12 protein-coding genes are annotated in these 12,945 nt (G+C 70.1%); 10 read left to right on the forward strand and 2 right to left on the reverse strand.

What is annotated here, in order from left to right:
• Positions 1-85 precede the first annotated feature (85 nt).
• The 8 genes from IT184_04045 to rseP all read left to right on the forward strand — a co-directional run bounded on the left by IT184_04045 (position 86) and on the right by rseP (position 7,684).
• Positions 86-1,216, forward strand: a complete 1,131-nt coding sequence (locus IT184_04045; GenBank protein MCC7007966.1) for a hypothetical protein — start codon at positions 86-88, stop codon at positions 1,214-1,216.
• A gap of 126 nt (positions 1,217-1,342) precedes the next feature.
• Positions 1,343-2,089 (forward strand): 3-oxoacyl-ACP reductase FabG, encoded by a 747-nt coding sequence (locus IT184_04050; protein ID MCC7007967.1) that lies wholly within the window; start codon positions 1,343-1,345, stop codon positions 2,087-2,089.
• A 54-nt stretch (positions 2,090-2,143) separates the two neighbouring features.
• On the forward strand, positions 2,144-2,713 hold the full coding sequence (locus IT184_04055; protein MCC7007968.1) for an orotate phosphoribosyltransferase: 570 nt from the start codon (positions 2,144-2,146) through the stop codon (positions 2,711-2,713).
• A gap of 76 nt (positions 2,714-2,789) precedes the next feature.
• Entirely contained in the window at positions 2,790-3,533 is a 744-nt protein-coding gene (gene truA, locus IT184_04060) for a tRNA pseudouridine(38-40) synthase TruA (GenBank protein ID MCC7007969.1), read from the forward strand.
• Between the two features lie 68 nt (positions 3,534-3,601).
• On the forward strand, positions 3,602-4,375 hold the full coding sequence (locus IT184_04065) for an isoprenyl transferase (GenBank protein ID MCC7007970.1): 774 nt from the start codon (positions 3,602-3,604) through the stop codon (positions 4,373-4,375).
• 13 nt (positions 4,376-4,388) lie between these two features.
• Positions 4,389-5,189 carry a phosphatidate cytidylyltransferase gene (locus IT184_04070; protein ID MCC7007971.1) on the forward strand — a complete coding sequence of 267 codons (801 nt, stop codon included), beginning with the start codon at positions 4,389-4,391 and terminating at the stop codon, positions 5,187-5,189.
• A gap of 17 nt (positions 5,190-5,206) precedes the next feature.
• Positions 5,207-6,382, forward strand: a complete 1,176-nt coding sequence (locus IT184_04075; GenBank protein ID MCC7007972.1) for a 1-deoxy-D-xylulose-5-phosphate reductoisomerase — start codon at positions 5,207-5,209, stop codon at positions 6,380-6,382.
• A 6-nt stretch (positions 6,383-6,388) separates the two neighbouring features.
• On the forward strand, positions 6,389-7,684 hold the full coding sequence (gene rseP, locus IT184_04080) for an RIP metalloprotease RseP (protein MCC7007973.1): 1,296 nt from the start codon (positions 6,389-6,391) through the stop codon (positions 7,682-7,684).
• Positions 7,685-7,709: 25 nt separating this feature from the next.
• Here rseP and glk read toward each other — a convergent pair whose 3' ends face one another.
• Positions 7,710-8,717 carry a glucokinase gene (gene glk / locus IT184_04085; protein ID MCC7007974.1) on the reverse strand — a complete coding sequence of 336 codons (1,008 nt, stop codon included), beginning with the start codon at positions 8,715-8,717 and terminating at the stop codon, positions 7,710-7,712.
• 52 nt (positions 8,718-8,769) lie between these two features.
• Here glk and IT184_04090 point away from each other — a divergent pair, with 52 nt between their 5' ends.
• Both IT184_04090 and IT184_04095 read left to right on the forward strand, forming a co-directional pair.
• On the forward strand, positions 8,770-9,699 hold the full coding sequence (locus tag IT184_04090; GenBank protein ID MCC7007975.1) for an NAD(P)-dependent oxidoreductase: 930 nt from the start codon (positions 8,770-8,772) through the stop codon (positions 9,697-9,699).
• Positions 9,696-10,796, forward strand: coding sequence for a tetratricopeptide repeat protein (locus IT184_04095; GenBank protein MCC7007976.1), 1,101 nt, complete (start codon positions 9,696-9,698; stop codon positions 10,794-10,796). Before IT184_04090 ends, IT184_04095 begins: the two co-directional genes overlap by 4 nt.
• Before the next feature lie 4 nt (positions 10,797-10,800).
• On the opposite strand, the gene IT184_04100 is transcribed toward IT184_04095, so the two are convergent.
• Positions 10,801-12,903: a radical SAM protein gene (locus IT184_04100; protein MCC7007977.1), complete on the reverse strand. Its 2,103-nt coding sequence runs from the start codon at positions 12,901-12,903 to the stop codon at positions 10,801-10,803.
• Positions 12,904-12,945: the final 42 nt, after the last annotated feature.

Below are 12,945 nucleotides of genomic sequence, written 5' to 3' on the forward strand. Positions count from 1 at the left end.
AGTGCCGGTCGTTGCTGGAGGACAAACCCGCGATCTTCGGCGACAGGTGCCGATAGATCGGATGCGGCAGGAGGCCGCCACCTGCATGAAACCGCTCACGTCGTCACGTTCTCGCCAGCCGGCTGCCATCGGCGTGCTGCTCGTCTTCGCCATCGGCCGCCCTGCGCTCGCCCAACGCGAGATCGACACGCGAGCGGTGACGGCCGTCACCGTCGTCACGGCCACGGATCTCGAGCGGCTGCCGACGTGCGGCAGGGTCCTGGCCGATCTGGTCGTGCCACCGACGCCAGCCCTCGACATGACGAACGGTGAGCTGCCGATCGAGCGCCCGGCTCAGCCCGTTCGTGGGGCGTCGCTCCTGGATGGCATCACGCTGCGGTTCGGCGACGGCCCTGCGCAGCCGGCCGGAGCGCCCTTCTGCGTCGAGAGCCTCGACGTGCTGAAACAGCCCCTGACGTTTCTCCGCGACGAGCTGCCGATCGGCACGATCCGCCTGACGCCCACGTCGCGTCCGGCGCGTCCGTTCGCGGCGCCTGCGGACGCGGCGTCGCCGTACTTGATGTCGCCGGTCTTGTTGCCCGGCGAAGTACAGGTGATTCGCGGGCCGTTCTCGGGGCCGTCCGTCGTCGAGGTCAACGGCGTCGAAGGTGTGGTCCTCGCGCAGACGCCGAGAGCGCTCTACTGGATGCTGCCGCCGAATGCGCCGGCGGGACCGGTGACCGTCACGATGCGGAACGGCGACAACGGCGCGGCGTTCTCCGAGTTCGCGCTTGGCATCAGCATGTCGGCCGACCAGCTCCACCTGCTGCGCGGGCAGTCCACCGGCTTGCGCGTGACGGTGTACGGCCCCGACCAGATGCCCGCGTCCGCCTGGACGGCGGGGGAGGTCTCCGAGACGGTCGACCTGGCCAAAGTGCGGCAAATGTTCGGCGACTTCAAGGCCCCGCGACCTGGAGAGCCTGGCGTGCTGTTCTTCCGTGTCGACAACGTATCCCGAGGGACGGTCTCCATGTCGCCGTCGAAAGACCAGTCCTACGCGACGCGGCTCACGCGCACGGACTTCGCCAGCGGGCCGTACACCTACGCGGGACGTCTCCAGTCGAAGAACACCGGCACGTTCTCCATCAACGCGCTGGTCGTCGGGTTCTTCGCCCCGATCGCCGGCCGGCCGCTCGCCGGCACCACCGCAGAAGGCAGCGTGCAGGGCAATCGCTGACGGCCGTCGACGCACCCGTGCACGGATCGCACGCCTGCTTCGGACGTGCGGCCCTGCCGCCGCACGCCACACGCTGGGGCGCGTCCGAGCGACGCGCGCGTCAATCCGAGATTATGATCGCGTGTCATGACGGCTCTGGATCCGCCGCCGCTGGCCGGTCGCGTCGCGCTCGTCACCGGTGGAAGCCGCGGCATCGGGCGTGCGATCGCGATCGCGCTCGCGAACGCCGGTGCCGACGTCGCACTGAGCTTCCGTGAGCGCCACGCCGACGCCGTCGAGGTGCAACGGGCGATCGAAGCGCTGGGCCGCCGGGCGATGGCGGTGCGCGCCGATCTCTCGCAAGGCAGCGAGGCGAGCGCGCTGGTTGCGGAGGTCACCTCCACGCTCGGCAGCGTGTCGGTGCTGATCAACAACGCGGGCATCACGCGGCCGCGGCCGCTCGAGTCGATCACGGATCAGGACTGGCACGACCTGATCGCGGCGAATCTCACCTCGGTGTTCCTCGTCACGCAACGCGTCGTGCCCGCCATGCGCCTGGAGCGCTGGGGGCGCATCGTCAATCTCTCGTCCGTCGCCGCTCAGCTCGGAGGCGTCGTGGGCCCGCACTACGCGGCGTCGAAGGCCGGCATTCTCGGCCTGACGCACTCGTACGCCGCGCTGCTCGCGAAAGACGGCATCACGGTGAACGCGATCGCGCCAGCGCTCATCGCGACCGAGATGGTGACGAACAACCCGCGCGCTCGCGCTGACCTCGTTCCCGTCGGCCGCTTCGGCACACCGGACGAAGTCGCCGACGTCGCCGTCCTGCTGGCGACCAACGGCTACATCACCGGCCAGACGATCAACGTCAACGGCGGGTGGTACATGAGCTGACGGACCATGGGACCCGGACGAAGGACCGGGCCCGAGGACCGAGGACCATCACTTATGCATCACGATCAGGTGCTCTCCGTATTCCGCGACTCCGGCGCCCTGCTGGAAGGACACTTCAAGCTCACGTCGGGCCTGCACAGCTCCGGGTACCTGCAGTGCGCGCTCGTTCTCCAGCATCCCGCGCACGCCGAACGTCTCGGCGCGGCGCTCGCCGCGCATTTCGACGGCGCCAGCGCCACCGCGGTGCTTTCGCCAGCCTTGGGCGGTCTCATCATCGGGCACGAGATCGCGCGCGCGCTCGGCGTCCGTGCGCTCTTCGCCGAACGGGTGGACGGCAAACTGGCCCTCCGGCGCGGCTTCACCCTCTCGTCCAGCGACCGCGTGCTCGTCGTCGAAGACGTCGTCACGACCGGCGGATCCACGCGCGAGACCATCGCGGTCGCCGAAGCCGCCGGCGCGGCCGTCGTGGGCGCCGGGTCGATCGTCGATCGCAGCGGCGGGCAGTCCGCGCTCGGTGTCCGCCACGTCTCGCTGCTCACGCTCACGCTCCCGACGTACGAACCCGCGATCTGCCCGCTCTGCGCAGCCGGCACGCCAGCCGTGAAACCCGGATCCAGAACGTAGACGCGGCACCACGATCGCGCCGGCACCTTCGGGATTCCTGGAACCGTCCAGCCCGCATACGCCGCTGCGAACCGCCATGCGCACGCTGAAGTTGACGGTGGCCTACGACGGCACGAACTACGTCGGCTGGCAACGCCAGGTGAACGGCATCTCGGTGCAACAGATGATCGAAGACGCCTTTGCTCCGCTGGCCGGCACGACGCCCGGCCCCGGCGTCGCCGGCGCGGGGCGCACCGATGCCGGCGTCCACGCCGCCGCGCAGGTCGCGAGCGTGAACGTGGACTTCGATCACCCGGCCGACGCCGTGCTGCGCGCGCTCAACGTGCGGCTGCCGCCGGACATCCGCGTCATGTCGGTCGAGGAGGCGCCGCTCGGGTTTCACGCGCGCTTTCACGCGCGCGGCAAAGCGTACCGCTACCGGGTCGTGACGACGTCGATCCTGTCGCCGTTCGATCGGCTGTTCGTCTCTCACGCGCCGGGAACACGCGACGTGGACGCGATGCGCGAGGGGGCCAGGCTGCTCGTCGGGCGTCACGACTTCGCGTCGTTCCAAGCGCGCGGGTCGGCGCCGCAGCACACGGTCCGCGACATCGAACGGCTCGACGTCGACGCTCGGCCCGACGAGATCGTCTTCGACATCACCGGCAACGGCTTCCTGCGCCACATGGCGCGAACCCTGGTCGGCACGCTGATGGAGGTCGGCGAGGGCCTCAGGCCTCCAGCTTCCATGCGGGCCGTGCTCGCCGCGCGCGACCGGCGCGCGGCCGGCAGAACGATGCCGGCGAGCGGCCTGACGCTCATGGCGGTGCGGTACCGGTGAGCCGGGCGACGACCCCATTTCCGCCCGATAACTGCTAAGATCCTGGCCGAGAAATGCCGCTACCGGAGATGATCGCCGCGGTGTCGCCGGGATCGAAGGAGGAGGCGCTCCTCCGGCGCCTGGACTTCGACCGCCTCCCGAGGCACATCGCGATCATCATGGACGGCAACGGCCGCTGGGCCGAGAGCCGCCACCTGCCCCGCGTGGAAGGGCACCGCGCCGGCATCGACGCCGTCCGGTCCACCGTCGAGACGTCGGCGCGTCTGGGCATCGCGGTTCTCACGCTCTACGCGTTCTCCGTCGAGAACTGGAAGCGCCCGGACACCGAGATCTCGGCGCTCATGAGCCTGCTCAAGCAGTACCTGAGGCTGGAGCTCAGAACGCTGCTCAGGAACAACATCCGGTTCCACGTCATCGGCCAGCGGGATCGGCTGGATCCCGACGTGCGCGACGAGCTGGCGGACGCCGAGGCGCGCACCGCGGGGAACACCGGCATGCTGTTCAACATCGCGTTGAGCTACGGCGGCCGCGCGGAAATCGTCGACGCAGCGCGGCGCGCGATTCGCGACGGCATCGATCCGGACGCGCTCGACGAAGCCGCGTTCAGCGCGCGGCTCTACACCGCCGGTCAGCCGGATCCGGATCTGCTGATCCGCACGAGCGGCGAGATGCGGGTCAGCAACTTCCTCCTCTGGCAGATCGCCTACGCCGAGATCTGGGTGACCGACGCGCTCTGGCCGGATTTCCGTACGCAGCACCTGCTCGCCGCCGTCCTCGACTACCAGAAGCGCGACCGGCGCTACGGCGCGATCCCGCCCGCTGTCGGAGCGGGGAAGCAGTAGAGTCGCGTCGGCAATGACAAGGGTCGCTTCCGCGCTGGTTCTCGGCGCTGTCGTTGGACTCACGCTCTGGGTGCTGCCGCCCTGGGCCACTGCCGTGCTGGCGTGCGCGGCGGCCGTCGTCGCCGGCCTGGAGATCGCGGGACTGTCCGCGCGCGCCGAGGCGGCCGTGCCGGCGGCGTTTCTCTCGACCGGCGCGGCGGCGTTGCTCCTGGCCGTGGCGGCGACGAGCCGGCACGCGCCGGCGGCGGACGCACCCGTGGCCGTCCTGCTCGCGCTCGTCGTGGGCGGCGGTGCCGTCGCGCTGACGCTCGGACCGCCGTCCCACGCGACGCTGACACGAGCTGCCGTCCTCGTCATGGCGCCCGTGTACGTCGGGGCGCCGCTCGGCGCGCTCGTCTGGGTGCAATGGGCGATGGGACCCGCCGCGACGACCTGGCTCGTCGCCACGCTGGCGGCCAGCGACATCACGCAGTACTACGTCGGACGCCGCTTCGGGCGCACGCGCCTGGCGCCCGCCGTCAGCCCGGCCAAGACCAACGAAGGCGCGATCGGCGGCGTGTCGGCCGCGACGATCGCCGGGGTCGTCCTGGGACCGCTGTGCGTCGGCACATCGCCGCTCATGGGCGGCCTGGTCGCGCTGGTGGTGGCGATGTTCGGGATCGCCGGAGACCTGTTCGAATCGCTGCTCAAGCGCAGCGCCGGCGCGAAGGACGCGTCCGCGCTCATCCCCGGACATGGCGGCGTGCTCGATCGGCTCGACAGCTATCTCTTCGCTGCCCCGGTCTTCTTCCTTTTCCTCCGCTACGTCATCTGACGGACGCCGGCCGCCGCATGAAGCGCATCGCCATTCTTGGTTCGACCGGCTCCATCGGCCAGAGCGCGCTCGCCGTCGTGGCGGCCCATCCCGATCGCCTGCAGGTCGTGACGCTGGCCGCCGGCGAAAACGCTTCGCTGCTCGCCGAACAGGCGGCAGCGTTTCGCCCGGCCGCCCTCGGCGTCGCCACCGAGGCCGCGCTCGTCGATCTCGAGGAGCGGCTGGCGCCGGACTCCGGCGTCGAGATCCTTCCGCCGGGACGCGAAGGGCTCATCGCCGCGGCGACGCACCCCGACGTCGATCTCGTGCTGTGCGCCTCGTCCGGCACGGCCGGCTTGGAGGCGGCGCTCGCCGCGATCGAAGCCGGCAAAGCGCTCGCCCTCGCGAACAAGGAAGTGCTCGTCATGGCCGGCGCGGTGATGGTTCAGGCCGCCCTGCGGCGCGGCGTCGCCATCCTCCCGGTCGACAGCGAGCACAACGCCATCCACCAGTGTCTGGACGGACGCAACCTGTCGGACGTGCGGCGGCTGATTCTGACGGCCTCCGGCGGGCCGTTCCGCACGCTGCCGACGAGCGCCCTCGCCAGGGTGACGTTCGAGGACGCGCTGCGCCATCCGACCTGGCGGATGGGACGCAAGATCACGATCGACTCGGCGACGCTCATGAACAAGGGCCTGGAGGTCATCGAGGCGCGCTGGCTGTTCGGGACGCCGGCGCGGGCGATCGACGTGGTCGTGCACCCGCAGTCCGTCGTGCACTCGATGGTCGAGTTCCGCGACGGGTCGGTGCTCGCGCAGCTCGGCGTCACCGACATGCGACTGCCCATCCAGTACGCCTTCTCGTATCCCGAGCGCTGGTCGGCGCCGCTGCCTCCGCTCGACCTCACGCGGCTCGGCGCGCTGGAATTCGCGCCGCCCGATCTCGATCGCTTTCCCTGTCTCCGCCTCGCCTACGCGGCGCTCGAACACGGCGGCGTGGCGCCCGTGGTCTTGAACGCGGCCAACGAGATGGCGGTGGAGGCGTTCCTCGCCGGCGGGATCAGCTTCCCCATGATTCCCGCGGTCATCGAGCGAGCGCTCGACGCCGCGGGCCGCCAGACGGGCGAGTTGCGGTCGATCGCCGAGATCCGCGAGGCCGACGCGTGGGCCCGCGAATACTCGGCCGAAACCATCAGTACGCTACCATCGTCGTAGGATCCGATGACCACGCTGCTGTCGTTCCTGTTCGTGCTGGGCGTGCTCGTCTTCGTGCACGAACTCGGGCACTTCCTCGTGGCCCGCTGGCACGGTGTGCGGGTGCTCGCCTTCTCGCTGGGCTTCGGTCCGAAGATCGCCAAGGTGGTCCGCGGCGGCACCGAGTACTGCATCAGCCTCGTGCCGCTCGGCGGGTACGTGAAGCTCGCGGGCGAGAACGCCGAAGAGCACCAGGCGCCCGCGCCCGACGAGTTCATGGCGAAGAGCAAGTGGGTGCGCTTCCAGGTGTACGTCGCCGGGCCGATCATGAACATCGCGCTCGCGCTGATCCTCGGCACGTTCGTGCTCAGCCAGGGCGCCGACGAGCCTCTGTACAAGAGCGCGCCGCCGGTCGTCGGCACGGTCGTCGCGGACAGCCCGGCCGCACGCGCCGGCCTCGAGGCCGGCGACCTCGTGGTGAGCATCGACGGCAAGCCGGCCTCGACCTGGGATGACGTGGAGCTGGCCGTGCTGCCCAGAGCAGGCCGCGAGCTCGCCATCGTCGCGCAACGCGGAGGCGAGCGGCTGCAGGTGACGCTCACGGCCGCGGCACGCGGCGAGTTCGAAGCCGGCGACATCGGCATTCGCCCGGTGCTCCGGCCGCAGATCACGCAGGTGAATCCGGACAGCCCGGCCGAGAAAGGCGGGCTGCGGCCCGGCGACGTGCTCGTCGCCCTGAACGGCGAGCCGGCCTTGCTCCGCGAGGCGACGATCGAGCGCATCCGCAGCAGCGCGAACACGCCGCTCGTGCTCACCGTCGAGCGCGAGGGAACGCGTCACGACGCGACGGTCGTGCCGCAGGGCGCGCCAGGCGCCGCGTTGATCGGCGTGTCGATCAGCGCCTTCGAGGTCAGGCGCATCGATCCGACGCTCGCGCAGGCCGTTCGCCTGAGCCTGGAGCAGAACTGGGAGCACACGCGGCTCATCGGCAGCACGCTGCGCGGGCTCTTCACGCGCGACACGCCAGTGCGCCAGCTCATGGGCCCGGTCGGCATCGCGCAACTGTCCGGGACCGCGGCCGAAGTGGGCTGGACGGCGCTCTTCGGCCTGATGGCGATGATCAGCTTGAACCTGGGCCTGCTGAACCTCATGCCCGTGCCGGTGCTCGACGGTGGCCACATCGCGATCCTGGCCGTCGAAGGGCTGGCGCGCCGCGACCTCAGCCCGCGCGTGAAGGAACGGATCCTGATGACCGGCGCGTCGCTGGTCGTGCTGCTGATGGTGACGGTGATCTACAACGACATCGCGCGGCTGTTCCGCTGACAGGCGCGCGACGAGGTGACCGCGGTCACCTCTCCAGCAGCGCCGCTGCCTTGACGGACGCGCCGATCAACCCGGCGCCCGCATTCAGCACCACTTTCACGGGCACGTCCTGCAGTAGCGGCGTCATCGGCCCCTTCGCGAGAAACGCCTCCATGAACGAACCGGCCTCCAACGCGGGCAGAATCTTCGGCGCGATGCCGCCGCCGATGTAGATGCCGCCAATGGCCAGCGCGCGCAGCGCGACATTGCCGGTCTCCGCGCCATAGGCAGATACGAACATCCCGAGCGCTTCCTCGCACCAGTGACACGTCCGCTCCAACGCCGCGGCCGTGACGTCGGCGGCGCGGTCGCGCTCCTCGCCCTGAGCCCTCGCGCCGAGGTCGGCGGCGACGACCGGGCAAGCGGATTTCGCTCGATCGGACGCATGGGTGAACTGGAACAGGTTCACGATGCCGGGTCCCGAGAGCACGGCCTCGACCTCGGCACGCCCGTATTCCCGCGTCAAGTGCTCGACCAGCTCGAGCTCGCGCCGGGTCCGCGCGGCGAAGTCGGCGTGGCCCGATTCGGAAGCCGACGGCACCAGCCGGCCGTTCACGCGCGGGATGTGCGACGCGTTCAGCCCCGTGCCGGCGGCAATGAGCGCGCAATTGCCCGCGGCGGCTGGCCGCCCGGCCTGGAGCACGCACAGCTCGTCGGCTTCGAGCACCGACACCGAGTACGCCATCGACTCCAGATCGTTCAGGAGCGCCGCCGGACAGCCGCCGAGCGCCCGCGAGATCTCGTCGAGATCCGCGGTCCAGTCGACGTTGGTCAACGTCGCACGCAGACCCTCGACCGGCCCGGCGACACCCGCGGCGATCGCCTGCACCGCCGGACGATCGACGTCCGCGAGGAACGCGTGGACGATTTCCGAGAGCGTCGAGTAATCCTGAGTGGCATACACTCGTGTGGCGAGAGCGACAGGCCGCACGCCGCCTGGACGAAACAGGCCGACGAGCGTCTTCGTTCCGCCGACATCCGCGGCGAGCAGCATGGCCCCGGATCATACTTGGCGCTGCGGAGCGAGGGAAATGGCGGACACGGCGATGGAACAGGGACAGGCGGCGATCGCGAACGTGGGCTTCATCGGCCTCGGCATCATGGGCGGGCCGATGGCGCGCAACCTGATCAAAGCCGGCTTCTCGCTCGTCGTGCACAGCCGGACGCGAGCATCGGCCGAAGCGCTGGCGCCGCTGGGTGCCACGCTGGCCGGCAGCCCCGCCGAAGTGGCGCGCCGCGCCGACATGGTCGTGACGATGGTGCCGGACTCGCCGGACGTCGAGCTCGTCGCCGACGGCCCCGACGGCATCTTCACCGGCGCGAGGCCAGGGCTCATCGTCGCGGACATGTCCACCATCTCGCCGGCGGTCACGAGAGACCTGGCAGGGCGGGCGGCGGCGGCCGGCTGCCACTGGCTCGACGCGCCCGTCTCTGGCGGCGAGCTCGGCGCCATCAACGGCACCCTGACGATCATGATCGGCGGCGAGTCTTCCGCGGTCGAGCGCGCGCGGCCGGTGTTCCGCGCGATGGGGTCGCGCGTCACCCACATTGGGCCGTCGGGCCACGGGCAGACCGCCAAGCTGTGCAATCAGATCCTCGCCGCGGTGAACCTGCTCGCCGCGTGCGAAGCGCTCGTCCTCGGCGCGAAGGCCGGCCTCGATCTGGAGAAGCTGCACGAGGCGCTCACGGGCGGCGCGGCGAACAGTTGGGCGTTCCAGCATCTCGGCGCGAAGATTCTGGCCCGCGACTTCGCGCCGGCCTTCAAGGTCCGGCTGCAGCAGAAGGATCTGCGGCTCGTCAGCGAGACCGCGCGCGAGCTGAACGTGCCGACGTTCGCCGCCGAGCTGGTCCAGCAGCTCCTCCGCGCGCTCGAGGTGCGCGGCGAGAGCGAGCAGGGCACGCAGTCGCTCGTGACGCTGCTCGAGCAGCTCGCCGGAACCAGCGTGGCCGCCGGCCGACGGAGCGCGGACGCTTGACATCCCAGGCGCGCCGATTCATCGTGGCCACCGGCGCCGGTTCGATGCGATCGACGGATCGTCCTTTCAGCGGCTGGCACGTCGTGGTGCTCGGGCGCCTGCGCCTGCTCTCCCGGCGCGACGTCCGGGCCATCGTGGAACGGCTCGGCGGCACGTTCGCCTCGGCGGTGACGCCGCGTACGAGCGTCGTCGTGCGTGCCGGCGACGAGGTCGACGTGCCGGCCCATGTCCCGCGGGTGCTGACCGAGGACGAGTTCTGCCTCGAGGCGGGGCTGCCCGACGTCGAGACGCTTCGCGGGCAGTACCACTCGGTCCGCGAGCTGCGCAGCCGGCATCCGTCGCTGACCGACGATCACCTTCGCTACCTCGAGCGTTGGGGGCTGATCCGGCCGGTGGCCGGCCGGTACGCGTTCTCGGATCTGACGGTGATACGGCAGGCCGCGGCCGAGATCGCGCGCGGCACGCCGCTGCAAGCATGGCTGCGCGCGATCGCGGCCGAGCGCGAGGGCCAGCTCGTCCTCGACTTCCAGCCCGACGCGGATCGGACGCCGGCGCGCGTCGTGAAGCTGCCGACGCCCGCGCCGCCGCCGATGTCGCGGCTGCCCCAGGGACGGCTGGAACAGATCGCGGCGGCGAACCAGGCGTTGGCCGCGAAGTACTTCCTCGAAGGGGCGGAGCTCGACGACGGCGATCACCGGGATCTCGACGCCGCGGCAGCGGCGTATCGCCGCGCGGCGATCTTCCAACCGCAGCTCGTGCCGGCCATCGTCAACCTGGCCAACATTCACTACGAGCGGGACCAGATCGTCGAGGCGGAGGCGCTGTACGAGAAAGCTGTCCGCCTCGATCCCGAGTGCTTCGAGGCGCACTTCAACCTCGCGAACATCCATCACGATCTCGGGCGGTACGCGGAGGCGATCGCCGCCTATCGCGAGGCGCTCGCGATCAACCCGCACTACCCGGAAGCCCACTTCTATCTGGCGGTCACGCTCGAGAAGACGGGCCGGTCTGCGGAGGCGAAGCCTCACTGGCGGGAGTATCGCGTGCTGGCACCCGAAGGCGAGTTCGTCGAGCTGGCGCGGGAGTTCTCGGAATAGCGCGTCAGTACCGCTCGAGCATCATCGCGTAGAAGAAGAGGACGGTCCGCCGGGCGTCGCGCACGAAGTTCACGCCGACCGACACCGGGTTCAAGCGCCAGAACTGCAGGCGGGTACCGGCGTGCCAGGTCTGCTGCCAGTATTCCCTGAGGTGGTCGCGGCCGGCCTCGAGGTGCCGGAGCGAGAACACGTTGAGCTTCGCGACGCGGCGCCGCCAGCTCGAAGCGGGCGCGGGCAGCGCCGGCACGTGCGCGTTGACGGCCTCCCCGAACGTCGTCGCCCAGGCCCCGACGGCTTCCCGTACGGCGTCGAGCCGATCCGCCATCGTTTCCCCGACGTGTTGCACGGTGCTGCCCACCGACGAGCGGATCGCGCCCACGCGGGCATCCATCGCGCCGTGGATCCGTCCCCAGTTGAGCTTGACCTCGGCGGTGGAGCGCCGCGCGACGTTCCGCAGATCGCCGAGGAACGCGTACTGGTCGCTGCGGATGCGCGTCTTCAGCCACAGCTCCTCCATCTCGAGGAAGATCTTGGCGTACTCGCGCAGGATGTAGGCGTGCTCGCGCACGCGCCGCCGCAGAAACGTCAGGCGGCTCTCGATCGGGAATCCCGGCCGCCGCGATCGCCGATCCTTCAGCCGGAAGAAGCCGGTGATCATCGGGTGCGCGCCTTCGGCCATCGCGGCGCGATACCAGATGAAGTTCTTCAGCACGGCCCAGTACGTGTGCGGGTTCTGGCGCAGGAGCGATCGGCGCATGTGATCGAACGAGTAGAACTCCCGCCACGCGTCGCGGAACGCGCGATACCACTCCTCGGCGCTCATGTGCTGGTGGGGCGTCGTCGCGTGGAACGAATCGAAGTTGTTGTAGTCGGCGTCCATCGGCACGCCCGCCTTGACGGCCACCTGGTGGTCGCGCGAGCCCGGCAGCGGCGTGAGCATGAAGAACGACGCCTGATCGACGAGCAGCGTGTCGCGCAGGGTGCGGACGTCCTCCATGACGCGCTCGTACGTGTCGTTCGGGAACCCGATGATGTAGCCGACGTGACAGACGACGCCGACCGCGTGCCACCGGGCGATCATGTCGCGGTACTCGCGCGACTTGTTCTGCGGCTTGCCGCCGGCCTTCAGGTTGTCGTCGCGGATCGCCTCCATGCCGATGAAGACCTGGACGCAGCCGGCGCGCGCCGCCTTCTCGATGAACCCCGTCACGCGCGGCGCCTGCGTGTCGACCTGCATCATGAAGTCGACGTGAATGCCCTCCGACTCGCGCATCGCGATGAGCCCGTCGAAGATCGCCTCCCAGTACGGGTTGCGCGTGAAGTTGTCGTCGGTGAAGAAGTAGTGGTGGATGCCGCGGCGCCCTTTCAGGCGGTAGTTCTGCCGGATCTGCTCGAGGATCGGACCGGCGCCCCTGGCGCGCATCGTACGCCCCTGCACGTTGATGATCGTGCAGAACGAGCAGTTGAAGACGCACCCGCGGCCGGCGTCGATCGTGCCGCTCTCCTTGAGCATGAACTTCTTCTGCGTCTTGAACGACGCGCGCGGCAGCGGTGCGTTCAGCAGCTCCGGGCGGTTGTCCAGGAAGTCGTAGACCGGCCGCCGCCGGCCCGCGACGACGTCCTGGAGCACCTCGCCCCAGTGGTTCTCGACCTCACCGAGCACGAGGGTGACGCCAGCGTCGATCATCTCCTGACACTCGGGCGGCATCGCGGCGGACATCGCGATCGCGCCGCTCACGTGGAACCCGCCGATCATCACCTCGCAGCCGTCGGCGAGGAACTGCCGGGCCAGGTCCTGCGCGCGCGGGTACTGGTTCGTCTGCACGCCGACGAGGCCGACCAGGATCTTGACTCCCTGGCGCCGGTGCTTCCGGGCGAGCCGCCGCGGATCGACCTTCGAGACGATCTCGTCGATCACGTCCACCGTCACGTCGACGTCCCCGAGGGCGCCCTGCCGGATCGCGTCCTCCGTCAGGCTGTTCAGGCAGCTCAGCGTGTTGCTGGGCAGCGTGCCCCGGAGATGCCGGATGACGTAGCCCTCGTCGTCGTACTTCGAGGGGCGGATGAGGATGATCACGAGCCGCTGGGCCGATGCGGCAACGGGCATGGCGCCTCCATCTGGCGCGGGACACGGGCACGCGACGCCCGG

It is taken from the genome of Acidobacteriota bacterium, assembly GCA_020853395.1.
Classification (GTDB): Bacteria; Acidobacteriota; Vicinamibacteria; order Vicinamibacterales; family SCN-69-37; genus JADYYY01.

Bases quoted from the DNA above. Each gene is read 5' to 3' on its own strand.
- IT184_04045 (MCC7007966.1), top strand. From the start codon at position 86: ATGAAACCGCTCACGTCGTCACGTTCTCGCCAGCCGGCTGCCATCGGC.
- IT184_04050 (MCC7007967.1), top strand. From the start codon at position 1,343: ATGACGGCTCTGGATCCGCCGCCGCTGGCCGGTCGCGTCGCGCTCGTC.
- IT184_04055 (MCC7007968.1), top strand. From the start codon at position 2,144: ATGCATCACGATCAGGTGCTCTCCGTATTCCGCGACTCCGGCGCCCTG.
- truA (MCC7007969.1), top strand. From the start codon at position 2,790: ATGCGCACGCTGAAGTTGACGGTGGCCTACGACGGCACGAACTACGTC.
- IT184_04065 (MCC7007970.1), top strand. From the start codon at position 3,602: ATGATCGCCGCGGTGTCGCCGGGATCGAAGGAGGAGGCGCTCCTCCGG.
- IT184_04070 (MCC7007971.1), top strand. From the start codon at position 4,389: ATGACAAGGGTCGCTTCCGCGCTGGTTCTCGGCGCTGTCGTTGGACTC.
- IT184_04075 (MCC7007972.1), top strand. From the start codon at position 5,207: ATGAAGCGCATCGCCATTCTTGGTTCGACCGGCTCCATCGGCCAGAGC.
- rseP (MCC7007973.1), top strand. From the start codon at position 6,389: ATGACCACGCTGCTGTCGTTCCTGTTCGTGCTGGGCGTGCTCGTCTTC.
- glk (MCC7007974.1), bottom strand. From the start codon at position 8,717: ATGCTGCTCGCCGCGGATGTCGGCGGAACGAAGACGCTCGTCGGCCTG.
- IT184_04090 (MCC7007975.1), top strand. From the start codon at position 8,770: ATGGAACAGGGACAGGCGGCGATCGCGAACGTGGGCTTCATCGGCCTC.
- IT184_04100 (MCC7007977.1), bottom strand. From the start codon at position 12,903: ATGCCCGTTGCCGCATCGGCCCAGCGGCTCGTGATCATCCTCATCCGC.